At 54.8% G+C, this 26178-nt stretch carries 24 protein-coding genes and 1 tRNA gene; 12 read left to right on the top strand and 13 right to left on the bottom strand.

All coding sequences use genetic code 11. The features are described 5' to 3' along the window. The first annotated feature begins 51 nt into the window (after positions 1 to 51). The 6 genes from rlmKL to rmf all read left to right on the top strand — a co-directional run bounded on the left by rlmKL (position 52) and on the right by rmf (position 7983). Positions 52 to 2169, top strand: a complete 2118-nt coding sequence (gene rlmKL, locus FHW74_RS02990) for a bifunctional 23S rRNA (guanine(2069)-N(7))-methyltransferase RlmK/23S rRNA (guanine(2445)-N(2))-methyltransferase RlmL (protein WP_183169079.1) — start codon at positions 52 to 54, stop codon at positions 2167 to 2169. Positions 2170 to 2175: 6 nt separating this feature from the next. Next, positions 2176 to 4083: an ABC transporter ATP-binding protein gene (locus FHW74_RS02985; RefSeq protein WP_183169078.1), complete on the top strand. Its 1908-nt coding sequence runs from the start codon at positions 2176 to 2178 to the stop codon at positions 4081 to 4083. A 16-nt stretch (positions 4084 to 4099) separates the two neighbouring features. Next, positions 4100 to 5371 (top strand): membrane integrity-associated transporter subunit PqiA, encoded by a 1272-nt coding sequence (gene pqiA / locus FHW74_RS02980; RefSeq protein ID WP_183169077.1) that lies wholly within the window; start codon positions 4100 to 4102, stop codon positions 5369 to 5371. Then, positions 5358 to 6998: an intermembrane transport protein PqiB gene (pqiB, locus tag FHW74_RS02975; RefSeq protein ID WP_183169076.1), complete on the top strand. Its 1641-nt coding sequence runs from the start codon at positions 5358 to 5360 to the stop codon at positions 6996 to 6998. The genes pqiA and pqiB overlap by 14 nt, the downstream gene beginning before the upstream one ends. Next, on the top strand, positions 6995 to 7561 hold the full coding sequence (gene pqiC, locus FHW74_RS02970) for a membrane integrity-associated transporter subunit PqiC (protein WP_183169075.1): 567 nt from the start codon (positions 6995 to 6997) through the stop codon (positions 7559 to 7561). Before pqiB ends, pqiC begins: the two co-directional genes overlap by 4 nt. 254 nt (positions 7562 to 7815) lie before the next feature. After that, positions 7816 to 7983: a ribosome modulation factor gene (gene rmf, locus FHW74_RS02965; protein ID WP_183169074.1), complete on the top strand. Its 168-nt coding sequence runs from the start codon at positions 7816 to 7818 to the stop codon at positions 7981 to 7983. A 64-nt stretch (positions 7984 to 8047) separates the two neighbouring features. Here rmf and fabA read toward each other — a convergent pair whose 3' ends face one another. Continuing rightward, positions 8048 to 8566 carry a bifunctional 3-hydroxydecanoyl-ACP dehydratase/trans-2-decenoyl-ACP isomerase gene (gene fabA / locus FHW74_RS02960; RefSeq protein WP_183169073.1) on the bottom strand — a complete coding sequence of 173 codons (519 nt, stop codon included), beginning with the start codon at positions 8564 to 8566 and terminating at the stop codon, positions 8048 to 8050. Positions 8567 to 8634: 68 nt separating this feature from the next. Further along, the gene (locus tag FHW74_RS02955) at positions 8635 to 10395 is read right to left on the bottom strand and encodes a Lon protease family protein (RefSeq protein ID WP_183169435.1); all 1761 of its coding nucleotides are present in this window, start codon (positions 10393 to 10395) and stop codon (positions 8635 to 8637) included. A gap of 182 nt (positions 10396 to 10577) precedes the next feature. On the opposite strand from FHW74_RS02955, the gene matP reads away from it, so the two are divergent. After that, positions 10578 to 11033 carry a macrodomain Ter protein MatP gene (gene matP / locus FHW74_RS02950; RefSeq protein WP_183169072.1) on the top strand — a complete coding sequence of 152 codons (456 nt, stop codon included), beginning with the start codon at positions 10578 to 10580 and terminating at the stop codon, positions 11031 to 11033. A 91-nt stretch (positions 11034 to 11124) separates the two neighbouring features. On the opposite strand, the gene ompA is transcribed toward matP, so the two are convergent. Next, on the bottom strand, positions 11125 to 12207 hold the full coding sequence (gene ompA, locus FHW74_RS02945; RefSeq protein ID WP_183169071.1) for a porin OmpA: 1083 nt from the start codon (positions 12205 to 12207) through the stop codon (positions 11125 to 11127). 351 nt (positions 12208 to 12558) lie between these two features. Further along, a complete protein-coding gene (gene sulA / locus FHW74_RS02940; RefSeq protein ID WP_183169070.1) occupies positions 12559 to 13068 on the bottom strand; it encodes an SOS-induced cell division inhibitor SulA in 510 nt (169 codons plus the stop codon). Positions 13069 to 13284: 216 nt separating this feature from the next. Between sulA and FHW74_RS02935 the strand changes: the two genes are divergently transcribed. Next, positions 13285 to 13902 carry a TfoX/Sxy family DNA transformation protein gene (locus FHW74_RS02935; protein ID WP_183169069.1) on the top strand — a complete coding sequence of 206 codons (618 nt, stop codon included), beginning with the start codon at positions 13285 to 13287 and terminating at the stop codon, positions 13900 to 13902. Here FHW74_RS02935 and yccS read toward each other — a convergent pair. Next, positions 13885 to 16017 (bottom strand): YccS family putative transporter, encoded by a 2133-nt coding sequence (yccS, locus tag FHW74_RS02930; protein WP_183169068.1) that lies wholly within the window; start codon positions 16015 to 16017, stop codon positions 13885 to 13887. The genes FHW74_RS02935 and yccS overlap by 18 nt on opposite strands. Before the next feature lie 17 nt (positions 16018 to 16034). Then, complete coding sequence (locus FHW74_RS02925; protein WP_183169067.1) at positions 16035 to 16481, bottom strand: YccF domain-containing protein; 447 nt, start codon at positions 16479 to 16481, stop codon at positions 16035 to 16037. A 124-nt stretch (positions 16482 to 16605) separates the two neighbouring features. Here FHW74_RS02925 and helD point away from each other — a divergent pair, with 124 nt between their 5' ends. Next, complete coding sequence (gene helD / locus FHW74_RS02920) at positions 16606 to 18660, top strand: DNA helicase IV (RefSeq protein WP_183169066.1); 2055 nt, start codon at positions 16606 to 16608, stop codon at positions 18658 to 18660. On the opposite strand, the gene mgsA is transcribed toward helD, so the two are convergent. Then, on the bottom strand, positions 18661 to 19119 hold the full coding sequence (mgsA, locus tag FHW74_RS02915; protein ID WP_183169065.1) for a methylglyoxal synthase: 459 nt from the start codon (positions 19117 to 19119) through the stop codon (positions 18661 to 18663). It lies immediately after the preceding gene. Between the two features lie 91 nt (positions 19120 to 19210). After that, entirely contained in the window at positions 19211 to 19873 is a 663-nt protein-coding gene (locus FHW74_RS02910) for a DUF2057 family protein (protein ID WP_183169064.1), read from the bottom strand. Positions 19874 to 20048: 175 nt separating this feature from the next. Here FHW74_RS02910 and FHW74_RS02905 point away from each other — a divergent pair, with 175 nt between their 5' ends. Further along, positions 20049 to 20462 (top strand): CoA-binding protein, encoded by a 414-nt coding sequence (locus tag FHW74_RS02905; RefSeq protein WP_183169063.1) that lies wholly within the window; start codon positions 20049 to 20051, stop codon positions 20460 to 20462. Positions 20463 to 20492: 30 nt separating this feature from the next. On the opposite strand, the gene hspQ is transcribed toward FHW74_RS02905, so the two are convergent. Continuing rightward, positions 20493 to 20810: a heat shock protein HspQ gene (gene hspQ, locus FHW74_RS02900; protein WP_183169062.1), complete on the bottom strand. Its 318-nt coding sequence runs from the start codon at positions 20808 to 20810 to the stop codon at positions 20493 to 20495. 62 nt (positions 20811 to 20872) lie between these two features. Further along, positions 20873 to 22063, bottom strand: coding sequence for a 23S rRNA (cytosine(1962)-C(5))-methyltransferase RlmI (gene rlmI / locus FHW74_RS02895; protein WP_183169061.1), 1191 nt, complete (start codon positions 22061 to 22063; stop codon positions 20873 to 20875). 90 nt (positions 22064 to 22153) lie between these two features. On the opposite strand from rlmI, the gene yccX reads away from it, so the two are divergent. Next, positions 22154 to 22435 (top strand): acylphosphatase, encoded by a 282-nt coding sequence (yccX, locus tag FHW74_RS02890; protein WP_183169060.1) that lies wholly within the window; start codon positions 22154 to 22156, stop codon positions 22433 to 22435. Here the strand turns inward: yccX and tusE are convergent. Both tusE and yccA read right to left on the bottom strand, forming a co-directional pair. Beyond that, the gene (gene tusE / locus FHW74_RS02885) at positions 22432 to 22761 is read right to left on the bottom strand and encodes a sulfurtransferase TusE (protein ID WP_183169059.1); all 330 of its coding nucleotides are present in this window, start codon (positions 22759 to 22761) and stop codon (positions 22432 to 22434) included. The two genes, yccX and tusE, sit on opposite strands and share 4 nt — an antisense overlap. A gap of 102 nt (positions 22762 to 22863) precedes the next feature. Then, the gene (yccA, locus tag FHW74_RS02880; RefSeq protein WP_183169058.1) at positions 22864 to 23523 is read right to left on the bottom strand and encodes an FtsH protease modulator YccA; all 660 of its coding nucleotides are present in this window, start codon (positions 23521 to 23523) and stop codon (positions 22864 to 22866) included. A 282-nt stretch (positions 23524 to 23805) separates the two neighbouring features. On the opposite strand from yccA, the gene FHW74_RS02875 reads away from it, so the two are divergent. Continuing rightward, positions 23806 to 23893: transfer RNA gene (locus FHW74_RS02875), tRNA-Ser, on the top strand. A gap of 116 nt (positions 23894 to 24009) precedes the next feature. Here FHW74_RS02875 and fdhF read toward each other — a convergent pair. Then, positions 24010 to 26160 (bottom strand): formate dehydrogenase subunit alpha, encoded by a 2151-nt coding sequence (gene fdhF, locus FHW74_RS02870; RefSeq protein WP_183169434.1) that lies wholly within the window; start codon positions 26158 to 26160, stop codon positions 24010 to 24012. Positions 26161 to 26178: the final 18 nt, after the last annotated feature.

Raw genomic sequence — 26178 nt, 5'->3', positions numbered from 1 at the left:
GGGCGGATTGGCTATAATGCGCAACAATTTTCTTAAGTGATAAGTGACGATATGAATGCTTTATTTGCCAGTACGGCGCGCGGCCTTGAAGAACTGTTAAAAACCGAACTGGAAAACCTGGGGGCGCAGAACGCTCAGGTGGTTCAGGGCGGCGTGCATTTTGAAGGCGACGCGCATCTGCTCTACTCGAGCCTGATGTGGAGCCGCCTGGCATCGCGCATTCTGCTGCCGCTTAGCGAATGCAAAGTTTACAGCGATCTCGACCTTTACCTTGGGGTTCAGGCAATCGACTGGACCGCCATGTTCGCGCCAGGCGCCACGTTTGCCGTTCATTTCAGCGGTTTAAACGACACTATCCGCAACAGCCAGTACGGCGCGTTGAAGGTCAAAGACGCGATTGTTGATGCCTTTACCCGTAAAAACCTGCCGCGTCCTAACGTTGATAAAGAGCAGCCGGACCTGCGCATCAACGTCTGGCTGAATAAAGAAACCGCCAGCATTGCGCTCGATCTCAGCGGTGACGGTCTGCACCAGCGCGGCTACCGCGACGCCACCGGCCAGGCACCGATCAAAGAGACTCTGGCGGCGGCAATTGTTCAGCGCTCCGGCTGGCAGCCTGGCACCCCGCTTATCGATCCGATGTGCGGCTCCGGCACGTTACTGATAGAAGCGGCGATGATCGCCACCGATCGCGCGCCGGGCCTGCATCGCACCCGCTGGGGGTTCACCGGCTGGGCGAAGCATGACGACGAAATTTGGAAAAGCGTGAAAACGGATGCCCAGGTGCGGGCGCGCCGGGGTTTAAGCGAATACCCATCGCGTTTTTACGGCTCGGATAACGACGCCCGCGTAATCGAACGGGCGCGCAGCAACGCCCGTCGCGCAGGCCTTGGCGAGCTTATCTCTTTTAGCGTCAGCGACGTGGCGCAACTGACCAACCCGCTGCCGAAAGGGCCGCTCGGCACCGTGATCAGCAACCCGCCGTACGGTGAGCGTCTGGAAAGCGAACCGGCGCTGATTGCCCTGCACAGCCTGCTGGGCCGCGCCATGAAGCAGCAGTTTGGCGGCTGGAATCTGTCGCTGTTCAGTGCCTCGCCGGAACTGTTGAGTTGCCTGCAACTGCGCGCCGACCGCCAGTTTAAAGCCAAAAACGGCCCGCTGGATTGCGTGCAGAAAAACTACCATCTGGCCGCAGGCAGCAGCGAAGGCGGGCAGGGACGTATTGCGGAAGACTACGCCAACCGCTTGCGCAAGAATCTTAAAAAACTGGATAAGTGGGCGAAACAGGAAGGGATTGAATGCTACCGCCTCTATGATGCCGACCTGCCGGATTATAACGTGGCGGTGGACCGCTACGCTGACTGGGTCGTGATTCAGGAGTACGCGCCGCCGAAAACCGTGGACGCTAACAAGGCGCGTCAGCGTCTGTTTGACGTGATCGCCGCAACCATCCAGGTGCTGGAAATCGCACCGAACAAGCTGGTGCTGAAAACCCGCGAGCGCCAGAAAGGCGCCAGCCAGTATCAGAAGGTCGCCCAGAAAGAAGAGTTTATGGAAGTGCGTGAATATAATGCGCGCTTCTGGGTCAACCTGACCGATTACCTGGATACCGGCCTGTTTCTCGATCACCGTATCGCGCGCCGGATGCTGGGCCAGATGAGCAAAGATAAAGACTTCCTCAACCTGTTCGCCTACACCGGCAGCGCCAGCGTTCATGCCGGGCTGGGCGGGGCGAAAAGCACTACCACGGTGGATATGTCGCGTACCTATCTGGAATGGGCGGAGCGCAACCTGCGTCTCAATGGCCTCACCGGGCGCAATCACCGGCTGATCCAGGCGGACTGCCTGGGCTGGCTGGCGGAATCGACCGAACGCTTTGACGTGATCTTTATCGATCCGCCGACGTTCTCCAACTCAAAACGTATGGAGGCCTCGTTTGACGTTCAGCGCGATCATCTGACGTTAATGAAGGATCTCAAGCGCCTGTTGAAGCCGGGGGGCACCATTATGTTCTCCAACAACAAACGCGGCTTCAAAATGGATCTACCGGGACTGGCGCAACTGGGCCTGAAGGCGCAGGAAATTACTGAGAAAACGCTGTCGCAAGATTTTGCCCGTAATCGCCAAATCCATAACTGCTGGCTGGTTACTCACGAGACCGGGAAATAATTATTTATGTCATTAATCAGTATGCATGGCGCGTGGCTCTCTTACAGCGACGCACCGCTTCTCGATAACGCCGAACTGCACATTGAAGACAACGAACGGGTTTGTCTGGTGGGGCGTAACGGGGCCGGTAAATCGACCCTGATGAAGATCCTTAACCGTGAAGTCGGGCTGGACGATGGACGGCTGATTTTCGAGCAGGATCTGGTGGTGTCACGCCTGCAACAGGATCCGCCGCGCAACATCACCGGCAGCGTGTATGATTTCGTCGCTGAAGGTATCGAAGAGCAGGCGGAGTATCTCAAGCGTTACCACGATGTTTCCCATCTGGTGATGCAGGATCCGAGCGACAAAAATCTGGCCGAGCTGGCGCGGGTGCAGGAGATGCTCGATCACCATGGCTTGTGGCAGCTGGAAAATCGTATCAACGAAGTGCTGATGCAGCTTGGCCTGAATGCGGATATGGAGCTGTCGGCGCTGTCCGGCGGTTGGCTGCGTAAAGCGGCGTTGGGCCGGGCGCTGGTGAGCGGGCCGCGCGTGCTGCTGCTCGACGAGCCTACGAACCATCTGGATATCGAAACCATCGACTGGCTGGAAGGGTTTTTAAAATCTTTCCAGGGCTGCATTATTTTTATCTCCCACGACCGTTCATTTATTCGCAATATGGCAACGCGGATTGTCGATCTCGATCGCGGCAAGCTGGTTTCATACCCGGGTGATTACGACCAATACCTGCTGGAGAAAGAAGAAGCGCTGCGCGTGGAAGAGCTGCAAAACGCCGAGTTTGATAAGAAGCTGGCCCAGGAAGAGGTCTGGATCCGCCAGGGTATTAAAGCGCGCCGCACCCGTAACGAAGGCCGCGTGCGCGCGTTAAAAAGCCTGCGCCGCGAACGTAGCGAGCGCCGCGAAGTGATGGGCAGCGCCAAAATGCAGGTGGAAGAAGCCTCCCGCTCCGGCAAAATTGTCTTTGAGCTTGAGGACGTGAATTACGGCATTGAAGGCAAAACCCTGGTACGTAACTTCAGCGCCCAGGTGCAACGCGGCGATAAAATCGCGCTGGTCGGGCCCAACGGCTGCGGCAAGACCACGCTGCTGAAACTGATGCTCGGTCAGCTTAACGCTGATAGCGGACGTGTTCACGTGGGCACCAAACTGGAAATCGCCTATTTCGATCAGCACCGCGCCGAGCTGGACCCGGAGCGCACCGTGATGGACAACCTCGCGGAAGGCAAACAGGAAGTCATGGTCAACGGCAAGCCGCGCCATGTGCTGGGTTATCTCCAGGACTTCTTGTTCCATCCGAAACGCGCCATGACGCCGGTACGCGCCCTGTCAGGCGGAGAGCGCAACCGCCTGCTGCTGGCGCGTCTTTTTCTGAAACCCAGCAACCTGCTGATCCTTGACGAACCGACCAACGATCTGGATGTCGAAACCCTGGAATTACTGGAAGAGCTGATCGACAGCTATCAGGGAACCGTGCTGCTGGTGAGCCACGACCGTGAATTCGTCGATAACACCGTGACGGAATGCTGGATCTTTGAAGGCGAAGGACGTATCGGACAATACGTCGGCGGCTATCACGATGCGCGTGGGCAGCAGGCCTCCTCGGCCATCGCCCGTGCGCCGGTCGCAAAAAAAGAACCCGAAGTCGCGGTTGCGAAAGCAGAAACTGTCAAACGAGCCAGCAGCAAACTAAGCTATAACATGCAGCGCGAATTAGATCAGATGCCGCAACGCATGGAAGAGTTAGAAGCCGCAGTGGAAAGCCTGCAATCGCAGGTGAGCGACGCATCCTTCTTTAACCAACCTCATGACGTCACGCAAAGTGTGCTGGAAAAACTGGCTAGCGCAGAGCAGGAGCTTGAGGCGGCTTTCGAACGTTGGGAATACCTTGAGTCGTTAAAAAACGGTGGATAGCCAAAGGGAGGGCGGCATGTGTGAACAGCACCATGCAGCGAAACATATTCTGTGCCCGCAATGCGACATGCTGGTGTTATTGCCAAAGCTGGAAGAGGGCCATAAGGCCAACTGTCCACGCTGCGGCACAACCTTAACAACACAGTGGGCCGCGCCGCGCCAGCGGCCTACCGCCTATGCGCTGGCGGCGCTGTTTATGCTGCTGCTCTCCAATCTTTTCCCCTTCGTCAATATGAAGGTTGCGGGTATCACCAGCGAGGTCACGCTGCTGGAAATCCCTGGCGTGATGTTTTCGCAAGATTACGCCAGCCTGGGCACCTTTTTTATGTTGTTTGTCCAGTTGGTGCCGGCGTTTTGCCTGGTGACGATCCTGCTGCTGGTCAATCGCGCCGCCTTGCCTGAGAACCTGAAACGGGCCATGGCGCGCATTCTGTTTAATCTTAAAAGCTGGGGAATGGCGGAGATTTTCCTCGCCGGGGTGCTGGTGAGCTTCGTAAAACTGATGGCTTATGGCGATATCGGCGTTGGCAGCAGTTTTATTCCCTGGTGTCTGTTTTGCCTACTGCAACTGCGCGCCTTCCAGTGCGTGGACCGCCGCTGGCTGTGGGATGACTTAGCGCCGATGCCAACGCTGGCAACTCCGCCGCGCGTCGGCGTGCCGGGTATCCGTCAGGGGCTGCGGTCATGCTCCTGCTGCACCGCTATCCTGCCCGCTGAAACTATCCGCTGTCCACGCTGTGAGACGCGCGGTCACGTGCGGCGCAAGAACAGCCTGCAATGGACGCTGGCGCTGCTGTTTACCGCCATCATTCTTTATCTGCCCGCCAATATTTTGCCGATTATGATCACCGATCTGCTCGGCGATAAAATGCCGTCGACGATCCTGGCCGGGGTGATATTGCTCTGGAGTGAGGGGTCGTACCCGGTCGCGCTGGTGATTTTCATCGCCAGTATTCTGGTTCCGACGTTAAAAATGATTGCTATCGCCTGGCTGTGCTGGGATGCCAAAGGCCACGGCCAACGCGATAGCGAACGCATGCACCTGATTTACGAGGTCGTCGAGTTTGTCGGGCGCTGGTCCATGATTGATGTGTTTGTTATTGCCGTACTGTCGGCGCTGGTGCGTATGGGAGCCTTAATGAGCATTTATCCTGCTATCGGCGCAGTGATGTTTGCGCTGGTTGTCATTATTACAATGTTCGCTGCGATGACCTTTGACCCACGTTTGTCCTGGGATCGCGAGCCTGAATTGAGCCATAAGGAGTCATCGGAACATGGAAAAGCCTAACGGGGAAGCGCAGGTGCGCAAGGTCAGGAACTGGTCGCCGGTCTGGATATTCCCTATCGTCACGGCGCTGATCGGCGCATGGATTTTATTTTACCACTACAGCCATCAGGGGCCGGAAGTTACGCTGATCACGACTAACGCCGAAGGTATTGAGGGCGGGAAAACCACCATCAAAAGCCGCAGCGTGGATGTGGGCGTGGTTGAAAGCGCAGTGCTTTCCGACGATCTGCTGCATGTGGAGATCAAAGCGCGCTTAAATGCCGGGATGGAAAAACTGCTGCATCAGGATTCCGTGTTCTGGGTGGTGAAACCGCAAATCGGCAGAGAAGGCGTGAGCGGGCTCAACACGTTGTTCTCCGGGGCTTATATTGAACTCAAACCGGGCACAAAAGGCGCGGTGCCGGATGAATATAAACTGCTGGATGCGCCGCCGCTGGCACCGCCTGATGCAAAAGGTATCCGCGTGGTGCTGGACAGTAAAAAAGCGGGGCAATTGTCGCCGGGCGATCCGGTGCTGTTCCGCGGCTATCGCGTCGGGTCGGTGGAGACCAGCACCTTTGATACCCAAAAACGCACCATCAGTTATCAACTGTTTGTTAATGCGCCCTATGACCGGCTGGTCACCAGCAATGTACGCTTCTGGAAAGACAGCGGGATCGCCGTGGATTTAACCTCGGCGGGCATGCGCGTGGAGATGGGGTCATTGACCACGCTGTTCAGCGGCGGGGTGAGCTTCGATATCCCTGACGGCTGGGAACTCGGTCAACCGATCACCGAGAAAACGGCTTTTAAACTGTATGACGATCAAAAAAGCATTCAGGATTCGTTGTACACCGAACATATTGATTACTTAGTGTTCTTCAATGACTCGATTCGCGGGTTACAGCCCGGCGCGCCGGTTGAATTCCGGGGTATTCGTCTGGGGACCGTGGCGCAGGCACCGTACTTTGTGCCCGGACTCCGCCAGGCACTAAGTACTGATTATCGTATCCCGGTGCTGATTCGTATTGAGCCTGAGCGTCTGGAAAACCAGCTGGGCGAGAGCCCGAAAATCGGCGCGCATTTGCAGGATCTGGTAGCGCGCGGTTTGCGCGCCTCGCTGAAAACCGGCAACCTGGTGACCGGCGCGCTGTATATGGATCTCGATTTCTATCCAAAAGCGCCTGCGATGTCGGGTATGCGCAGCTTCGGCGGCTACTCGATTATTCCGTCCGTCAGTGGCGGGCTGGCGCAAATTCAGCAGCGCCTGCTGGAAACCCTCGACAAAATCAACAATCTGCCGCTTAACCCGATGATTCAACAGGCAACCAATACGTTGAACGAGAGCCAGCGTACCATGCAGCGCCTGCAGCAGACGTTGAACAACCTGAACCAACTGACCGCCAGCAAATCGATGCAGCAGTTGCCTGCGGATATGCAGGGCACGCTGCGTGAACTTAACCGCAGTATGCAGGGCTTCCAGCCGGGTTCTGCGGCCTATAACAAGATGGTGGCGGATATGCAGCGTCTCGATCAGGTCTTGCGTGAGCTACAGCCGGTATTGCGTACCCTGAACGATAAGAGCAACGCGCTGGTGTTTGAAGCGAAGGATAAAAAAGATCCACAGCCGAAGAGGGCGAAAGAATGAGAAAGTGGCTTCCGGTTCTGATTGCGGCGCTGCTTAGCGCCTGCAGCAGCAGCGACGATGGAAAAACGTATTATCAGCTGCCCGCCGGGGCGCAGGCTCTGAGCAGCCAGACCACCAGCCAGGGGCGGCAGCTTCTGTGGGTGGAGCAGGTGACTATTCCGGATTATCTGGCCGGTAACGGGGTGGTGTATCAAACCACCGATGTGCAGTTCAATATCGCCAACAGCAACCTGTGGGCCAGCCCGCTGGATCAGCAGTTGCGTAATACGCTGGTGGCAAACCTGAGCAGTCAACTGCCTGGCTGGGTGGTTTCCTCAACGCCGTTGGGCAGCGAGCAGCAGGTGTTGAACGTTAACGTCACAGGATTCCATGGCCGTTACGATGGCCGGGTGATTGTCAGCGGTGAGTGGCTGCTCAATAACCAGGGCGAGCTGGTAAAACGTCCGTTTAACATCGAGTTAAAACAGCAGCAGGACGGCTATGACGCCATGGTCAAAGCCTTAGGTCAGGCCTGGCAGCAGGAAGCGCAGAGTATAGCGGCAGAAATTAAACGACTTCCCTAAAAACTTTTGTGTAAATTTTAGCCGCTGTAAGTCTGTACAGGCCTGCAGCGGCTTTTCTTTTGATACCAACAAGATAAAAAAGGCATTTAAATCAATTTGTAATTTTTTGCCTTCGTATAGCTCACAAATATGACATTGGCGTGAATTTTGCGCGTTGACGAGTGAATGGTTTCGCGTTATTGCTTAGTCGTGATTGAGCATTTGCTCATCACTGTTTTCATTTCCAGCAGAAACAAAGATGAGGGAAACGAGGCATGAAGAGACAAAAACGAGATCGCCTGGAACGGGCACATCAACGCGGTTATCAAGCAGGTATGACCGGACGACCAAAAGAAATGTGTCCTTATCAGGCTGTTAATCAGCGATCTTATTGGCTTGGAGGCTGGCGAGAAGCCATGGAGGTCAAAGTGTTAATCGCATAACACTGTCTCTTTAGACATAGAAACCTCCGCAGCGCGGAGGTTTCGCCTTACAGGGGACCAGTAATCAGAACGTAGACGTATCCTGGAAAAGCCCCACTTTCAGATCATTAGCGGTATAGATTACGCGGCCATCAACCAGCACTTCACCATCGGCCAGACCCATAATCAAACGACGGTTTACCACACGCTTAAAGTGGATACGGTAGGTCACTTTCTTCGCCGTCGGCAGAACCTGGCCGGTAAATTTCACTTCGCCTACACCCAGCGCGCGGCCTTTGCCTTCGCCACCCAGCCAGCCCAGGTAGAACCCAACCAGTTGCCACATCGCATCAAGGCCCAGACAGCCAGGCATTACCGGGTCGCCAATAAAGTGGCAACCGAAGAACCACAGGTCCGGATTGATATCCAGCTCTGCTTCGACATAGCCTTTATCGAAATTGCCGCCGGTTTCGGTCATCTTGACGACGCGGTCCATCATCAACATGTTCGGTGCGGGTAACTGCGGGCCTTTAGCGCCAAACAGTTCGCCACGGCTGGAAGCAAGAAGGTCTTCTTTCGTATAGGATTCGCGTTTATCTACCATGTTCTCAGTAAGCCTTATTTTAGTGAAGCACGCAGGTTAGCTAACACGTGTACGCTGAACAAGTCCGATCAGTTGTGGTTGAACCAGTTAAGCCAGCCCAGAGGCCAGGGATAACGGTTTCTTCCTTCCTGCTGAGTCGCTTGTGCAATGCGTTCCTGGATTGTTTGAATCAATGTCGTTTGCCCTTCGCCGTCCCAGGGCAGGCCGGTCAGCAGCGGCAAAGCATCCATGACGTCGTCCACTGCCCAAATAAAGAAGCGTTCATTCTCTACCGCATCCAGTAAAGGCTGCGACAGCGAAAGATGCCGCACGTTAGCCGATGGAATAATCACGCCCTGATTCCCCGTTAATTCCCGGCTCTGGCAAATCTCAAAAAATCCTTCGATTTTTTCGTTAAGACCGCCAACAGGCTGCGCCCGGCCAAACTGGTCTACTGATCCGGTGATGGCCATATTTTGATGTACCGGCACATCCGCCAGCGCGCTGATTAACGCGCACAGCTCGGCCATTGACGCGCTATCGCCATCCACTTCGCTGTAAGATTGTTCAAAGGTCAGCGAGGCGGAAAAGGGAATTTGCTGCTCAAGCTGCAATTCCGACATCAAAAAAGCCTGCATAATCATCATGCCTTTAGCATGGATATTTCCGCCCAGTTCGGCTTTGCGTTCAATATCAATAAACTCGCCATCGCCAATATGCACCACGCAGCTAATGCGCGAAGGCTCGCCGAAAGCGCGCGGGTGGCCCGGAAACTCAATCACCGACAGGGCGTTGATTTGACCGACGCGGTCGCCTTCGGTTTCAACCAGAATTTGGTCGAGCAGGATTTCATCCTGCATACGTTCTGCGAGGAAACCTTCACGCCAGGCCCGTTGTTCAAGCATTGAGGCAAATTGTTCGGCATTAAAGGTTTCGCCATCGCACAGCGGTGAGACTTCACGCAGCTGGCGCAAAATCCACGAAGGGTAAAGTGGCAGCGTTTCCTGATCCTGAGTATAACGCGTTGCTTCGCGGATCAGGATGGGCCAGGCGCTGGCATCAGGCGACGGTAGCTGATGGGTTGCGCTGATATGCAATACCCATTGCAGCCACAGGCTCATGGATTCTTCATCCGTGGCCTGAAGGTTATCTTCAAACTCACTGTAAATGGCGAGCGAACTCAGTTCCGGCTCCATCTCCTGAAAATCAGCCAGCGATTCGCGATCGCCTACCAGCACCACTTTCAATTGCAGGGGCAAAGAGGGCACCGAAACCGGCAGCGGACGCGATTCGTCCTGGGAGAACCAGTCGAAGCGGTTACGCTCAACCATATGCTTTAATCGTAGCCACAGCAGTGGCTGGGAAAGCAGCGCTCGCAGGGAGAGGATGAGCACGCCGCCGTTAGCCTGATGAATCAGGCCGGGTTGTAACGTCACTTTCTCGCCGAGCTGGCGTACGCACCCAAACAACTGCTCCGTTTCGACCCAGTCGGCAGACACAATTTCACCGGCGCTGGTAAACGGATCTTCAGCGCTAACGGCAGGGTGCAGCGTAACGGTATGGTTTTCAATCGAATAACGGCCGCCAAACAGTTGATCGGCTGCAGGGCTATTTTCCCGCAAATAGTCAGCGACGGTATCGAGATAATCTTTTTCTTCTGGCGCTCTGACGAGCATAAACGCCGAAGAGGAATAAGGGTGAATCAACTGTTCAAGGCCAAAGCATAAACGGGGCTGGATGGCTTGAATGTCGAGCGGCGAATCGGGGTCCGTTTGTGGCTGCGCAAACAGTTCAAGGTACCGATCGGTATCGGCAACCAGAGCACGCCATGAAAGTTTATTAATGGTCAAAGTCGCTTTTTTAAGGTAGAGGTTAAAGGCGCGATTATAGCGTAATGGCACACAGGACACACCCGTAATCAAGCATTTGGCCGGGAGAATCGAACCGAGAATCACAGGCGACGATTTCAATTCAGCGAATTGGCAAAAAACTGTTATTCTGAAGTGAGTTATACGGTCACCCTGAGATCACAATGAAATACCAACAATTGGAAAATCTCGAAAGCGGCTGGAAATGGAAATATCTGGTGAAGAAGCATCGCGAAGGCGAGCTGATTACCCGTTATATTGAAGCCAGCGCGGCCAAAGAGGCAGTTGACCTCTTACTCAACATGGAAAATGAACCTGTCCAGGTTGCAGACTGGATAGATGCGCACATCAATCCCGAACTGATTAACCGCATGAAGCAGACGATTCGGGCCCGGCGCAAGCGTCATTTTAATGCGGAGCATCAGCACACCCGCAAAAAGTCTATCGATCTGGAATATATGGTCTGGCAGCGTTTAGCTGGCCTGGCGCAGCGCAGGGGCAGCACGCTTTCCGAAACCATCGTGCAACTAATTGAAGATGCCGAGCGTAAAGAGAAATATGCCAGCCAGATGTCGACGCTCAAGCAGGATATCGAAGCCTTGCTGGGTAAAGGGGAGTAAGCCGCTCTTTATTTAGCTGATTGCCGCTGTTCCGTTACCAACGACAGGCGAAAAAAAACCCCGCAATGCGGGGTTTTTTCATAACGGTAACTTAAGCCTGCGGCTGAGTTACAACGTCTTTGATACCTTTAACTTCGATTTCTACGCGACGATCCGGTGCCAGGCAGTCGATCAGAGCAGCGCGCGGTTTAACGTTGTCACAGGTGCTGCCAGTAACCGGGTTAGATTCGCCCATGCCACGTGCAGAGATCTTGTCAGACGGGATACCTTTAGAGATCAGGTAATCAACAACGGACTGAGCACGTTTCTCAGACAGACCCTGGTTGTAAGCGTCAGAACCGATACGGTCAGTGAAGCCCAGAACCACTACGGAACCGTCTTTCGGATCCAGGTTGCTCAGCTGGGTGTACATCTGATCCAGAGCCTGCTGGCCTTCCGGTTTCAGAGTGGCTTTGTTGAAGTTGAACAGAACGTCAGACTTCAGAGTGAAGTGCTTGGTCTGTACTTCCGGAGCCGGAGCCGGAGCCGGTGCTACAACCGGAGCCGGAGCTTCGTATTGGCCGAAGCGGTAAGAAACGCCCAGGCTCAGCATGCCGTTGTCAGGACGAGTACCTACAGTACCTGCGTCACCGATGTTGTTAACCCACTGGTATTCCAGACGGGTAGCGATGTCGCGGGTAACAGCCCATTCAACACCACCAGCGAATACCGGAGAAACGCCAGTGTCGTGATCTTTCAGACGACCACCAGCACCGTTGTCGTATGCGGCTTTAGAGTCAGCGCGCCATACCATACCACCCAGACGGGTATAGATATCCAGATCGTCAGTTACCGGATAACCCAGTTTAGCGGTCAGCTGAACGCCCTGAGCTTTGAACGCGCCATTGTTAGTGTCGCCTTTGTACGGCATACGACCTAACCAGTCGTAACCCATTTCGAAACCAACGTACGGGTTAACCTGGTAACCACCAAAGGCACCTGCGCCCAGTTGGCTTTCGTGAGTCGGACCGTCACCGATACGGCTGTCATAACCATTACCGTAGAAACCGGTATCGTGGTACTGAGACCAGCCCAGTTTACCACCTGCATACCAGGTGTTATCTTTCGGTGCGGCTTGCGCTACGGTAGCGAAGCCAGCCAGTGCCACTGCAATCGCGATAGCTGTCTTTTTCATTTTTTGCGCCTCGTTATCATCCAAAAGGCCATGAACCACTTTACAGGGTTCACGGTTAAATCCTTCACCGGGGTTATAGCTCAACTTGTCACTCTACCGTCTGTACGGTTTATTAATGAGCAACCCTGGCGATGTAAAGTCTACAACGTAGTTGAAAACTTACAAGTGTGAAGTCCGTCAGGCATATGAAAAAAAACGAGTTGCGTACATATTTGTTAACATTTCTGGTGCAATTGTAGCCAGCAATGATAAGTGGAACTGAGCGGAACCCGCGTATTCCGCGTAAATTTCACGAATGAACAAAGACCTGTCACGGTCAAAAAATAAGACCAGGATTTCTCTTAAATTTACTTAATGATACAAACCAGAATGAATTTTTAGCGCAGAACGTGGTCTCGTACCGTTACTACCCCCTCGCGAAGGGCGCATTATAAAGCAGAGCGCATTACCCATTTCTGCCGCTTCTGAAAGCGCCTGATGCTCTTCATCACTCATTTCATACGACAACCAACCGATCACTACACTGTAATTTCCAGTACGCAGCGCGCGAAGCATGGCGTCGACAGTAGTATAAGAATTCGTTGGGCTTGCCTGCATGACTTTAGTTAGCGGTAAGCCGGAGGCCTGGAGCCAGGAGCGGCTCAAACGCTGGTTAGGCGTGAGCCATAACAGCCAGCGCGACTGTTGACCCAACTGCTGCAATAAAGGGAGTAAAACACACTGGGTCATCCAGGGCTGATCTTCCTGGTAAACAATTTCACTGACCATGCCTTTCATCTCCGGGGCTGTTGAAAATTCCGGATGCGGTTTTGCCGGGCGCATTGGTGTAACTGAGCGATTTAAATGAGCAGTGATGTTCATGGTGTGTTCAACTCCAGTGTGTACTGTATGTTTATACAGTACTCGCGAGCAGCGCAAAGATCAACCTTATTTTCTGAAAGTGTCTCGCAATTCTTAAATCAAAATCCCCTGCGCTGAAAATTACTATTGCCGAGATTCGCCAAGTTGAATATGTTCCTTTTACAGGAATTAATAACGGATTCATTCCTGTTATTTATTGATAATAAAGGAGTTATAATGAAATCGACGACTATTGATACGCTTGCACGTGTAGAGGATTTATTAAAGGCCCTGGGTGAAGTGCAATGTCGTTCTCTGTTCGGCGGATACAGTCTGACCATTGATAAAGCCGCCTTCGGCATGCTGGTTGAAGGCGAGCTTTTTTTACGTGCTAATGAACAAAGCGCCAACTATTTTACCCAACGCAACGCATCGAAGCTGAAATTCACTCGCCGGGGAAGACCGGTTTACCTGAATTATTACCAGGTTGATAACGAGCTGTGGGATAACCCGGATTTACTGGTGCGGTTAGCGGCAAATTCAATTACCCGCGCCAATGAGGATATTGCCCACCGCCAGCAAGAATTGCGCGTTAAAGATTTACCTAATCTCTCTTTGCAATATGAGATATGGCTCTGGGAAGTGGGAATTGGCGATGTGCCTACCCTTAAAGCCTATGGTTCAAAGGCGTGTTGGTTAAAGTTGCGTACCATTAAAAAAAATTGTGGTATTAAAACCCTTTATGCGCTCGAAGGCGCTATTGTCGGGCTGCATGAGGCGGCGCTCCCGGCGGAAACTCGCCGGGAGCTGTATGAGTGGTTTATCAAACAGCCTTCGTCACTCAGCGAGGGATGACACTTGAGTCTGCAATTTACTCATTTCTGGCAGCAGCCCCGCGATTAACCCTATTTGCTGTAGGACCAGCGCTTCTTTGCTCTCCTGGCGAGGCTCAATTTCCCGGATCCGCTGCGTCAGCCCGGATAAAGCCTGCTGGACTCTGTTTTCATCTGCCGGCAGATGATGCAATGCATCGTCGACATAGCATACGGCATCATCCAGGATGGCGAGGATGTTGGGAGTAACAACTTTTTCGCGATGCGCGCCGAGAGCGGAGATATAGCCTGTCAATGAATGGTTCAGGCACAGCAACCGAAAGGCGATTTCGCGTAATTCATCGCTGACGTGGGGTTCCGTTGACATATTCGACACCACTGATGCCAGTTCCGCATCGCGGTTATGGGCGTCGCGACGAGCGATACGGTAGGCGAGGCGGTTGTCGCGGCCCTGGTGGTATTGCTCGAGAATGGCATCAAGATAGCGGCAGTTGGCGTTAAGCGCCCGCTCAAGCACCTGATCGAGCCGGCGAAAACGCCAGTCCGGCCAGATAAAACTCACCGCTGCCCAGGCGATGGCGCAACCTATCAGCGTGTCGATAATGCGGGGCAGCGCCACTTCGAAGCCTTCGCCCAACAGATTAAAGCACAGCAGCACCAGCAGGGTAATAAACATGGTGGCGTGAGCGTACTGCACGGTGCGGAACATAAAGAACAGTACGCCGGTAATAACGATTAATATCAGCTGTCCTTCAAGCGAGGGCACAAACCACAGCACCGGGATGCCAATCGCCACGCCAATTAGCGTACCGATCACCCTTAACGCCAGACGGTGGCGCGTGGCGTTATAGTTGGGCTGGCAGACAAACAGGCTGGTCAGCAGGATCCAGTAACCGTGCTGCAAACCGGTTACCTGGATAAAGGCGTAGCCGATACACAGCACCACCGACATTCTTACCGCATGGCGAAACAGCGCCGATTCCGGGGTAAAATGGCGGCTAAGCCGCAGCCAGATATCGTTGACGCCGTGCAGGCTGTCATCGGCAAGCTGGTTCTCATCGCTACGCGGTTCAGCCAGGGCCTGCTCAGATTCAATACTGGCTAACTGGGCATCGACATCGCGCAGGTTGTTGATGAGAAATCCGATGGCTTTCTTTTCCGCATCCGACATCGCATCCGGGCGGATACGTGAAATCGCGGCGTCAAGATGAATAAACGCGCGTTCAAAACGCGGGTCATGCTGGTAGGGGGTACGCAGCAAAATTGAGCGCGCCAGCGCCTGACAGGCCTGCCCCTGCATAGAAAGCAGCCGCTGGAAGCGGAACATCACATCGCTATAACGCAACTTTTGACGCAGTTCATGATACTGAATGTGGGCGGAACTGGCTCGCTCGTGAATATCCTGCGCGACAAAGTAATAGTGTAGTGTCCGGCGGGTGCCGCGCTGGCCGCGATCGCCGCGCAGACGGGTCAGCAACAGCGCCTTGGTCTGGTTGAGCGTGGCGATCAACTGGCTGTTGGCCAGCGCCAGCTCCATCATTGGCGCCTGCCGCTCCTCTTCAATGTCGGGATCGAACAACCGCGATTTCATTTCCAGATACCAGGCGAGCTGCTCGTAGCTGCGTGCCAGGCTGTCCTGCAACGCCCTGACCGGGAAAATCAGGTAGCCGATCAGCGTCAGCAGGTTGTACCACACCGCGCCCGCCAGCAGCAGCAACGGCTGCTGATACCAGTGTTGGTACAGCGAGACGCCCAGCATGGTATAGACGGCAATCAGTAATGCGCCAAACGCGATGGTGGCGTAACGCTGCCCCAGGCCACCGAGCAGTATAAAACCGCAGGTGGAGATCATCAGCCCAACGGCAAACAGCCATGGCCACGGAAACAGCAGTTCCACCGAGGCGGAGGCAATAAAAAAGCAGATCAGGGTGATGATCAGATTACGTAACCGTCCCGCCAGCCGATCGTCCAGATCGGTCAGCGCGGCGGCAACAACGCCTAACGTCAGCGGAATCGTGAGCTTAACTTCGCCAAGCCACCAGGGCAGCGCCGCGCTGCCGCACAGGGCGATAAAAATGCGCACGTTATACAGCCAGGTGCTGTTCCAGGAGTATCGCCTGAGCAGGGGGCTAAACATACTGTTGCGTTTTTTCATTATTGAAAACGGCGACGGGCATTGGCTTCACGCGCGGCTTGCGCGACTTCCACCGACACCACCCGGCGGCCCACTGGCCAAAGCGCAATGGCGGCAATTTTAAAATTCGCGATGCCCACCGGAATGCCAATAATCGATACGCATTGCATAATCCCGGCGGCGATGTGCATCAGGCACAGCCACCAGCCGAACAGCACCAGCCAAACCATATTCAGCAGCGTGCCGCCGGTGTTCAGGATCGCGCTTCTGCTTTGCGGCTCCAGTTCATCGACGTGAACCGCTTCGTTGCCATAAGGCACCAGCGATAACTTAGTGATTTCCCAGCAGGAGCGGGTTAACGGCAGAGTAATAATAAAGACGATGCTCAGCACCGTCGCCAGCAGCCAGGAGAGGGTGGTGGCAAAGCCGCCGAGAACAAAATTAAGAATGTTAAGAACCGTGCGCATAGAATCTCTTCCTTTGATTGCTGAGCAAAAACATTAACCTCAGCAATTGTAACGCGTTTTTACTCTGGAGCGGCATATACAGGGCGGTTAAACTTAGCCAACGACGATTAACCCTGGTTACGTGATGGAACTGAAAGCAACTTCAATAGGAAAACGGCTCGCGCAGCATCCTTACGATCGGGTCGAGATCCTGACCGCGGGCGTAAAGGTATCGGGCGATAATCACGAATATCTCATTCCCTTTAACCAACTGCTGGCGATGAGCTGCAAACGCGGCATGGTATGGGGCGAGCTGGAATTTGTGGTGCCGAATAATCAGGTGGTGCGTCTGCACGGCACGGAGTGGGGCGAAACCCAGCGTTTTTACCAGCATCTTTCCGGGCTCTGGACGCGCTGGAGCCAGGAAATGAGCGAGATAGCCGCATCGGTACTCGACGAGCAATGTCAGCGTATCGAGGCGCTGACCCGGCGCAATAAGTGGCTCAAGCGCCAGGATATTGAGGGCATCCAGCAGGCTATCCGCGCGGCGTTTAGCGCATTGCCGCTGCCGCTGTCCCGTTTAACGGAGTTTGATAACTGCCGTGACGCTTACCTGGAATGTAACAGCTGGCTGACCAACGTTGAAAAACGCCGCCAGCAGGCTAACCAAACGTTCACGGAACAGATGCTTAGCCAGTACGCCGAATTCTTCCAGCAGATTGAATCGTCACCGCTTAACTCAAGCCAGGCCCGCGCGGTGGTCAATGGTGAAGAGTCAGTGCTGGTGCTTGCCGGGGCCGGCAGCGGTAAAACGTCGGTGCTGGTGGCGCGCGCAGGGTGGCTGATGGCGCGCGGCGAAGCCTCCGCCGATCAAATTTTGCTGTTGGCGTTTGGGCGCAAAGCGGCCCAGGAGATGGATCAGCGGATTCAGGAACGTTTGCATACCGATCAAATCAGCGCGCGCACCTTCCATTCTCTGGCGTTGCATATTATCCAACAGGGTAGCAAGAAAGCGCCGCAAATCAGCAAACTGGAAAGCGATACCGAGGCGCGCCACAAACTGTTGATCACCACCTGGCGTGAACAGTGCCAGGAGAAAAAAGCCCAGGCGAAGGGCTGGCGGCAATGGCTGACCGACGAGCTCGGTTGGGAAATTGATGAAGGCAACTTCTGGCAGGATGACAAACTGGCCCGCCGTCTTGCTCCACGGCTGGAGAGATGGCTGGGAATTATCCGCACCCATGGCGGTAGCCAGGCGGAGATGATCGCCAGCGTGCCGGAAGAGATCCGCGACCTGTTTCAGAAACGCGTCAGGCTGATGGCGCCGCTGGTTAAAGCCTGGAAGGGCGCACTGAAAGCGGAAGGCGCGGTGGATTTTTCCGGGCTGATTCACCAGGCGGTTAATGTGCTGGATAACGGGCGTTTTGTCAGCCCATGGAAGCACATCCTGGTGGACGAATTCCAGGATATCTCTCCCCAACGCGCGGCGCTGCTGGCGGCGCTACGGCGGCAAAACTCCCACACCGCCCTGTATGCCGTGGGGGATGACTGGCAGGCGATTTACCGCTTCAGCGGCGCGGAGTTGCTGCTGACCACCTCCTTTGCCCATCACTTTGGCGAAGGGGATCAATGCGCGCTGGACACGACCTATCGTTTTAATCAGCGTATCGGTCAAATTGCCAACGCGTTTGTGCAGCAGAACCCGCATCAACTGGCTAAGCCGCTGAACAGCTTAACGGCGGGGGATAAAAGAGCGGTCACCCTGCTGCCTGACGACCAGCTTGAGGCGCTGCTGGATAAACTCAGCGGCTACGCCCGTCATGATGAGCGCATTCTGGTGCTGGCTCGCTATCACCATTTGCGCCCGGCCGCGCTGGAGAAAGCCGAAACCCGTTGGCCGAAGCTGAACATCGATTTTATGACTATCCATGCCAGCAAAGGCCAGCAGGCGGACTATGTGATTATCGCGGGCTTACAGGAGGGCAAGGAAGGCTTCCCGGCACCCGCGCGGGAATCGGTGATTGAGCAGGGGCTGCTGCCGCAGCCGGAGGATTTTCCGGATGCCGAAGAGCGGCGTTTGCTCTATGTGGCGCTAACCCGCGCCCGGCATCGGGTATGGCTGCTCTACAACAAACCGAACCCTTCCCGCTTTGTGCCTGTTCTGGAAGCGCTCGGTGTGCCGATGGCGAAAAAGCCGTAATTACTTCAGACGGTCAGCCAGATAACGTTGATAGTCAGGGATAAGAATATCGACGTTATCATTAAAATGCGGCGACTGGATAATGAAGTCGGCGGTGGAAATATTGGTGGCGACGGGAATATTCCATACCGTAGCCAGGCGCAGCAGCGCTTTTACATCGGGATCGTGCGGGACGGCGTTAAGCGGATCCCACAGGAAGATCAGCACGTCGATTTTGCCTTCCGATATCAGCGCGCCCACCTGCTGGTCGCCGCCCATCGGGCCGCTCAACATGGCTTTGACTTCCAGCCCGCTGGCGCGTTGAATCAGGTTACCGGTAGTGCCGGTGGCGTAAAGGACGTGTTGCGACAGCAGCGTTTGATGGCGTTCGGTCCATTTCAGCAGCATTTCTTTGCAGTGATCGTGGGCAACCAGCGCGATATGTTTTTGTGCGCCAAGGGTACGGGTAGTCAGTTCCATAGCAGTATCCATGAAAGAAATTTGGCTACAGCTTACCGGAAGTGATTGATGCCGCAAGCGAAGCGATGAAAAAAACCGAGGTTGATACGGGTCAGGAAGAGGGTTGCTGCTTCACCCATTCCAGAAAGCGGGTGCGGGTGTCATTGTCGGCCTGTAAATACCAGTGCTTAAGCCGTTGCTCGGTCAGGGTTTGCGAATGGGCCACCGGCCTGTCCAGTTCCGACGGACCGGAAAGCAGGGCGCTGTCATCGGCCATCAGGGTGACAAATTCAGGGGCGGAAGCTTTGTTGTTGGCCTTGTTATAGCGCTCGGTTTCCCATTCGTAATCAATTCCTTTGGGGGTGCTAGTCACCGCCAGCACATCGAGCCTGGCCGGTATTGGCGCGGCGCTGCCGTCCAACAACTGCACGCGCGGCGCGGCGTTAAACTGTTCGCTCTCTTTTTCCGTTTCAATCCGCGGTAAGGCGATATTGACCTGAGTGACATTGCGGGTGTCGAACGTCATGATCAGCGGTGGGGAGATATACAGCCATCTGTCCCGGCTGGCGGTAACCAGATTTTTTTCCACCCGAAACACCAACTGATGAGGGCCGTTATCTAATTCAATGCTATCCGCGCCGCGTAATAAAGAGCCAGAAACCTTTTTACCATCGAGAACCAATAAATCGATATCTCCGGAAAGATGTAGCGTCGTGGCCGCTGCCGTAACCGGAATCAGCGCCACCAGCATCGCCGCGGCGAAAAAGCCTTTCATTAATGTCTCCAGACTCCCGGCATCACAGCCAGAGAATGTATCAAAATTTTGCACGAATAATATTCATTAACATATATCCAGATTTATCTGTTTTGCTCTCATGCATCCGTATGGGAATGATGGTGAGTCCTGAAGGTTTGGCATACACTGAGAAACCACTGCTGGAGGGTCGACTATGAATGAATCTGATATTGCTGGCATTCTGAAGACAACGCGCACCATTGCGCTAGTGGGAGCCAGCGACAAACCGGAACGGCCAAGTTACCGTGTGATGGCTTATCTGCTGAACCAGGGTTATCACGTGATCCCCGTATCGCCCAAAGTGGCGGGGAAAACGCTGCTGGGCCAGAAAGGCTACGGTTCGCTGAGCGAAATCCCGGAAAAAATCGATATGGTGGACGTGTTTCGCAATTCGGAAGCTGCGTGGGGCGTCGCGCAGGAGGCGATTGCGATTGGCGCGAAAACGCTGTGGCTACAACTGGGTGTGATCAATGAACAGGCGGCGGTACTGGCGCGGGATGCGGGAATGAAAGTGGTGATGGATCGTTGCCCGGCAATTGAAATTCCCCGGCTGGGGCTGGCCAAATAAACGATAAACCCCGCGCTGCGGGGTTTATTTTTAGTTGTTTAAGCGCGGAGCCTGAAGCTGTTTACGGATAGTCTGCGCCAGTTCGTCCATCGAGGGTTGCTCAGGATGTTCGTCCTGAAGCTCGCCGCTCAATTGGGCTTCGGCCAGGTAGGTGTGAACCGGCTGGCCGTCGTCATCTTCCATAACCACATGATACCAGGGGGCGGCGCGCAATTCTGCGTTTACCGCCAGCTCGTCTGCGTTAGGTTCATCCAGCGCGTATTCGGGATCGATATCGACCACCACGCCCAGATAACCCAGCAATGAGTGGCGGACCTGTTGGCCAATACCGAATTTGCTGGCAATCATCGTCACCTCCCGGGGAAACTTAACTCTGCATCTGATATGCGGGCGGTTTCCCATTTTTCAAGTTACATGATGCGGCAGGCAAATCCTTTCAAATAAAGCCCTTCCGGGTAGCTCGCTATCACCGGGTGATCGGCTGCCTGACGGAACTGCTCTATAAATTGTACATCACGTCCGGCATCTACAGCGGCATCGGCGATGATTTTCTGAAATAAATCGCTGGCCATCAGCCCTGAACACGAGAAAGTCAGCAGCACGCCGCCCGGATTGAGCAGCTGGATCGCCAGCATATTAATGTCTTTATAGCCGCGGCAGGCACCCATCAGCTGGTTTTTGTTTTCTACAAACTTGGGCGGATCCATCACGATGACGTCGAATTTCTCGCCCTGGTCGCGATATTTACGCAGCAGCTTGAACACGTCGTCACGAATAAAGTCAGCTTTGCTGAGATCCAGACCGTTCAGTTCAACGTTTTGCTTCGCCACGTCCAGCGCGTCCTGCGAGGTATCAACGCTGATTACCTGCTGGCATCCGCCCATCAGCGCGGAAACCGCGAATCCGCCGGTGTAAGAGAAGCAGTTCAGTACACGTTTATCCTTCACATAGCCGCGGGTGGCGAAGCGGCTGTCGCGCTGATCGAGGTAATAGCCGGTCTTATGGCCGCCTTTGATATCCACCAGCAGCTTCATGCCGTGTTCTTCAATCGCCAGCAGGTCAGGGGGCAATTCGCCGCTCACCGGCCCCTGCGTCAACTCCATGCCCTCTTTTTTACGCACCGCGACATCAGAACGATCGTAAATAGCGCATTGCGGATAGAGCGTGTGCAGCGCGCTGAGCAGGGCAGGGCGTTGATACTCCGCACCAGCCGACAGCAGTTGCAGCACCAGGAAATCGCCGAAGCGATCGATGGTCACACCCGGCAAACCGTCTGACTCACCAGCGATTAAGCGATAACTGTCGAGCCCGTCGCGCGCCGCCAGCCAGCTGCGCCACTGCTGCGCCTGTTGCAGGCGTTTAGTGAAAAAGTCGATATCGATGGCTTCATCGCGATCGAAGGTCCAGACCCGGGCGCGGATCTGCGACGCGGGAGAATATGCGCCGCGCGCCAGCCACTTGCCCTGGTGATCGACGATATCAATGGTTTCACCCAGATTGGCTTTCCCTTCCAGGCGCGCAACGGCGCCGGAAAAAACCCACGGATGACGGCGCAATAACGATTTCTCGCGCCCTTTGGCTAACACTAAACGTACACTCATAATTTGCTATGCTGATGTCAGAGAAAATGGGCGCTATTTTCCCGAGTTCAGCGGTGAAATGCAACGCGCCCGGCATAAAGGAGCAGGGTAATGTCAAATGTATGCGTAATTGCCTGGGTGCACGGCACGGTCCAGGGCGTAGGGTTTCGTTACAGCACCCAGCATGAAGCCAACCGGCTGGGGCTCACCGGGTATGCCCGTAATTTAGACGATGGCAGCGTGGAGGTAGTGGCCTGTGGCGAAAATGACAAGGTGGAACAGCTGTTGGCCTGGTTAAAAGCGGGCGGGCCGCGCAGCGCCCGGGTGGAGAAAGTGCTTCATGAGCCGCACCGACCCGAGCGCGAATGGACCAATTTCGGCATTCGCCATTAAAGGCATTTCACCGGCTTAGGCAGACCCGCGATTTTTGTGGCCTGCTTCGCCGGGCCTTTCGGAAACAGACGGAACAGATAGCGGCTGTTGCCCTTCTCCTCGCCATACGCTTTCGCCATGGCCTTTACTAACATCCGGATGGCGGGCGAGGTGTTAAATTCCAGATAAAACGCACGGACAAAGCGCACCACTTCCCAGTGCTCTGGCGTAAGCGCGATGCCTTCCTGCTCGGCAATCACCTCCGCCAGGCCTTCGCTCCAGGCGCTGGAGTCTTTCAGATAACCCTCGTTATCGGTTTCAAATTGTACATCGTTAAAGGTCAACATAATGCTCTTACCACCGTGAAACGGGGTCGCAGTGTAGCAAATATTGGCGGCTGAAAAAACAAAGCCCCGCACAGTGGCGGGGCCGGGTAAACAAGAGGCTGATTAATCGCGGCTGGCGAAGCCCAGGATGCTCAGCAGGCTGACGAAGATGTTATACAGCGATACGTACAGGCTGACGGTAGCGCGGATATAGTTGGTTTCGCCGCCGTGAATGATATTGCTGGTCTCATACAGGATTGCGCCAGACGAGATCAGAATAAACACGGCACTGATGGCCAGGTGCAGGGCCGGCAGTTGCAGGAAGATATTCGCTACCATGCCAATCAGCACGATGACGATACCCGCCATCAGCATACCGCCCATAAAGGACATGTCTTTGCGGGTAGTCAGCACGTAGGCTGAGCAGCAGAAGAACACTAACGCGGTGCCGCCGAGCGCCATACCGATCACGTCACCCATACCGGCAGACAGGTAAGCATTCAGGATCGGGCCCAGGATATAACCCAGGAAACCGGTAAACGCGAACGCGGAGAAAATACCCGCCGGAGAATTCGCGGTTTTATAGGTCAGGAACATCAAGCCATACATACCCACCAGCGTCAGGATAATCCCCGGCGACGGCAGACCCAGCACGGTGCTGGCGGTTGCGGTGATAGCGGAAAACGCCAGCGTCAGGCTCAACAGGAAATAAGTATTACGCAGCACTTTATGCGTGCTAAGCAGCGAATTCATATCGCGTGAGGAATAAACTATGCGATCCATGAGTTGTTCTCTCATAACAGGTGTTTAGCGTCAGAGAATAGTGCGCAATAAGGAAGCGGGAAAGGGCTTTTACCCATCTTTACGCTGATTTATCAAGCGAAAACAATCACCAGGCGGCTAATTCATCGAAAGCAGCAACGTTAATACCGGCAGTTTTACTGCTAACTTTTTGTTCATAACGTCGATATTTCAGGCGATTAATCGCAATTTGCTTGTTTTTGCGGCAAACGAACGGTTCCGGGCTTTACAGGATGAGAGGGGATGTTTATAGTTCGCCTCATTGGAAGTGTGGCCGAGCGGTTGAAGGCACCGGTCTTGAAAACCGGCGACTCGAAAGGGTCCCAGAGTTCGAATCTCTGCGCTTCCGCCATATTACTGAAGGGGTCGTCGAAAGGCGACCCCTTTTGCTTTTGAGCTTTGGGTAATCCGCTATCCGCCAAACAATAAGCCAGAGCGCGTTAACCCTGCTCCGGCTTTACTTTCCGCTTATCCCGCCACCGCGTCGCGCAATCTGGCTTTCATATTACTGTAGGTTGTCTGGGTGTACTGCTCGGCCCAGTATTGATCCGCTATTGCGCTGAGATTGACCGCGCAATACTTGGTTTCCGGCGTTTTAGAAATCGGATCGAGGTTATCCTGGGTCAGTTCATTACACGCGCCGATCCACCACTGATAGGTCATATACACCGCGCCCTGATTAATGCGCTCGCTTACTTCGGCGCGGCTGATTACTTTGCCGCGCCGCGAGCTCACCCACACCAGCGCCCCATGATGAATACCCAGTCGCTGAGCGTCTGCAGGGTTAATTTGCACAAAACCCGGCTCATCAGCCAGCGTTTGTAATGCGGCGCAGTTGCCGGTCATCGAACGGCAGGAGTAGTGGCCCACCTCACGCACCGTACAGAGCACCAGCGGATAGTCGGCATCGGGGCGTTCCGCCGGCGCTCGCCACGGGGCGGCGAAAAGTTGGCCGCGACCGTTCGGCGTATCAAACTGGTTGCCTTCGTAGAGGTACGTGGTGCCCGGATGATCCAGCGTCGGGCAGGGCCACTGTATATGCCCCATCTCACCCATTTTTTGGTATGTCACGCCAAAAAACAGCGGGCACAATTCGCGCATTTCATCCCAGATTTGCTGGTTATCCTGGTAATGCATGGGGTAGCCCATCTCTGTAGCGAGCAGGCTGATGATTTCCCAGTCGCGTTTAACGTTGTAAGACGGCTCAATCGCTTGTTCGAAACGCTGGAATCCGCGGTCGGCGCAAGTAAACACACCGCCGTGCTCCCCCCACGAGGTGGCGGGCAGAATCACATCGGCCACCTCGGCGGTTTTGGTCATGAAGATATCTTGTACTACCACAAAGTCCAGCGCCTCAAACCCGGCGCGCACCAGCCCGAGATCGGCTTCGGTCTGTAGCGGATCTTCCCCCATGATGTAATACGCTTTTACCTTCTGTTCCAGCGCCAGATGGGGAACTTCAGTAATGCGCACGCCCGGTTTACCATCCATCCGCGCGGGGTCGATACCCCATGCCCGGGCGAATTTCTCGCGCACTGCGGCATCGGTAACGGACTGGTAGCCAGGAAACAGGTTCGGCAACACGCCCATATCACACGCCCCCTGGACGTTATTCTGGCCGCGTACCGGGCCGACGCCGACATGCGCCCGGCCAAGGTTACCGGTCAGCAACGCGAGGCTCGCCAGCCCCTTCACCACATCCACCGCCTGGCCAAACTGCGTCACGCCCATGCCCCACATAATAGTGGCGGTGGGTGCGGCGGCATAAGTCCGCATTGCCTGCCGGATGCTTTGCGCAGAAACGCCGGTAATAGCTTCCACCGCTTCCGGCGCGTACGCTTTTACCTGTTCGCGATAAGCGTCAATCCCGTCGGTATAGCGAGTGACGTATTCGTGGTCATAAAGATTCTCCTCCAGCAGCACATAGCCGAAGGCGTTGACCAGGGCCATATTGCAGCCGTTATTAATCTGCAAATGTTGATCGGCGATGCGCGCCGTTTCGATGCGCCGCGGATCGCAAACAATGATTTTCGCGCCGTTCTGCTTCGCCTTCAGCACCCGACGCGCCACGATGGGATGCGAATCCGCGCAGTTGTAGCCAAATACCAGCAGGCATCTGGAATGTTCGATATCAGCGATGGAATTACTCATCGCCCCGTTGCCGAGGGTTTCCTGCAATCCGGCCACGGAAGGGCCGTGGCACACCCTGGCGCAACAGTCGACGTTATTGGTGTTGAGCACCGCCCGGGCGAATTTCTGCATCACATAATTGGTTTCATTCCCCGTACCGCGTGACGATCCCGTCGTCATAATGGCGCGGGGGCCGAAAGCGGCTTTGATCTCGCCAAGCCGCTTTGCGGTATAGCGTATTGCCTCGTCCCAGGTCACCGGAGTGAGTTTGCCCCCCTTCTGGTAGCGGATCATCGGCTGGCGCAGGCGTGGGGTAAGCAGCCGGGTATCATTAAGAAAATCCCAACCGTAATACCCTTTCAGGCATAACTGGTTCTGATTGGTTACGCCGTCTGCCGCCTCCGCGCGGATAATTTTATTGCTGTTGACCACAAGGTTGAGTTTGCAGCCCGCACCACAGTACGGGCAAATGCTGGTGACTTTTTTCATCATTAACAGACCTGTTAA

This window comes from Atlantibacter sp. RC6 (assembly GCF_014193285.1).
Taxonomy (GTDB): domain Bacteria; phylum Pseudomonadota; class Gammaproteobacteria; order Enterobacterales; family Enterobacteriaceae; genus Atlantibacter.
The sequence above is the reverse complement of the archived record's forward strand: the minus strand, read 5'-3'. Positions and strand labels throughout refer to the sequence as shown.

What these genes read in the sequence shown, in the direction of transcription:
- pqiB (WP_183169076.1), top strand. Translation starts at nt 5,358, where the DNA reads ATGGAAAAGCCTAACGGGGAAGCGCAGGTGCGCAAGGTCAGGAACTGG.
- FHW74_RS02910 (WP_183169064.1), bottom strand. Translation starts at nt 19,873, where the DNA reads ATGAAAGGCTTTTTCGCCGCGGCGATGCTGGTGGCGCTGATTCCGGTT.
- pqiC (WP_183169075.1), top strand. Translation starts at nt 6,995, where the DNA reads ATGAGAAAGTGGCTTCCGGTTCTGATTGCGGCGCTGCTTAGCGCCTGC.
- yccS (WP_183169068.1), bottom strand. Translation starts at nt 16,017, where the DNA reads ATGTTTAGCCCCCTGCTCAGGCGATACTCCTGGAACAGCACCTGGCTG.
- fabA (WP_183169073.1), bottom strand. Translation starts at nt 8,566, where the DNA reads ATGGTAGATAAACGCGAATCCTATACGAAAGAAGACCTTCTTGCTTCC.
- pqiA (WP_183169077.1), top strand. Translation starts at nt 4,100, where the DNA reads ATGTGTGAACAGCACCATGCAGCGAAACATATTCTGTGCCCGCAATGC.
- rlmI (WP_183169061.1), bottom strand. Translation starts at nt 22,063, where the DNA reads ATGAGTGTACGTTTAGTGTTAGCCAAAGGGCGCGAGAAATCGTTATTG.
- yccX (WP_183169060.1), top strand. Translation starts at nt 22,154, where the DNA reads ATGTCAAATGTATGCGTAATTGCCTGGGTGCACGGCACGGTCCAGGGC.
- ompA (WP_183169071.1), bottom strand. Translation starts at nt 12,207, where the DNA reads ATGAAAAAGACAGCTATCGCGATTGCAGTGGCACTGGCTGGCTTCGCT.
- mgsA (WP_183169065.1), bottom strand. Translation starts at nt 19,119, where the DNA reads ATGGAACTGACTACCCGTACCCTTGGCGCACAAAAACATATCGCGCTG.
- helD (WP_183169066.1), top strand. Translation starts at nt 16,606, where the DNA reads ATGGAACTGAAAGCAACTTCAATAGGAAAACGGCTCGCGCAGCATCCT.
- rlmKL (WP_183169079.1), top strand. Translation starts at nt 52, where the DNA reads ATGAATGCTTTATTTGCCAGTACGGCGCGCGGCCTTGAAGAACTGTTA.
- matP (WP_183169072.1), top strand. Translation starts at nt 10,578, where the DNA reads ATGAAATACCAACAATTGGAAAATCTCGAAAGCGGCTGGAAATGGAAA.
- FHW74_RS02985 (WP_183169078.1), top strand. Translation starts at nt 2,176, where the DNA reads ATGTCATTAATCAGTATGCATGGCGCGTGGCTCTCTTACAGCGACGCA.
- fdhF (WP_183169434.1), bottom strand. Translation starts at nt 26,160, where the DNA reads ATGAAAAAAGTCACCAGCATTTGCCCGTACTGTGGTGCGGGCTGCAAA.
- rmf (WP_183169074.1), top strand. Translation starts at nt 7,816, where the DNA reads ATGAAGAGACAAAAACGAGATCGCCTGGAACGGGCACATCAACGCGGT.
- sulA (WP_183169070.1), bottom strand. Translation starts at nt 13,068, where the DNA reads ATGAACATCACTGCTCATTTAAATCGCTCAGTTACACCAATGCGCCCG.
- hspQ (WP_183169062.1), bottom strand. Translation starts at nt 20,810, where the DNA reads ATGATTGCCAGCAAATTCGGTATTGGCCAACAGGTCCGCCACTCATTG.
- tusE (WP_183169059.1), bottom strand. Translation starts at nt 22,761, where the DNA reads ATGTTGACCTTTAACGATGTACAATTTGAAACCGATAACGAGGGTTAT.
- FHW74_RS02935 (WP_183169069.1), top strand. Translation starts at nt 13,285, where the DNA reads ATGAAATCGACGACTATTGATACGCTTGCACGTGTAGAGGATTTATTA.
- yccA (WP_183169058.1), bottom strand. Translation starts at nt 23,523, where the DNA reads ATGGATCGCATAGTTTATTCCTCACGCGATATGAATTCGCTGCTTAGC.
- FHW74_RS02925 (WP_183169067.1), bottom strand. Translation starts at nt 16,481, where the DNA reads ATGCGCACGGTTCTTAACATTCTTAATTTTGTTCTCGGCGGCTTTGCC.
- FHW74_RS02905 (WP_183169063.1), top strand. Translation starts at nt 20,049, where the DNA reads ATGAATGAATCTGATATTGCTGGCATTCTGAAGACAACGCGCACCATT.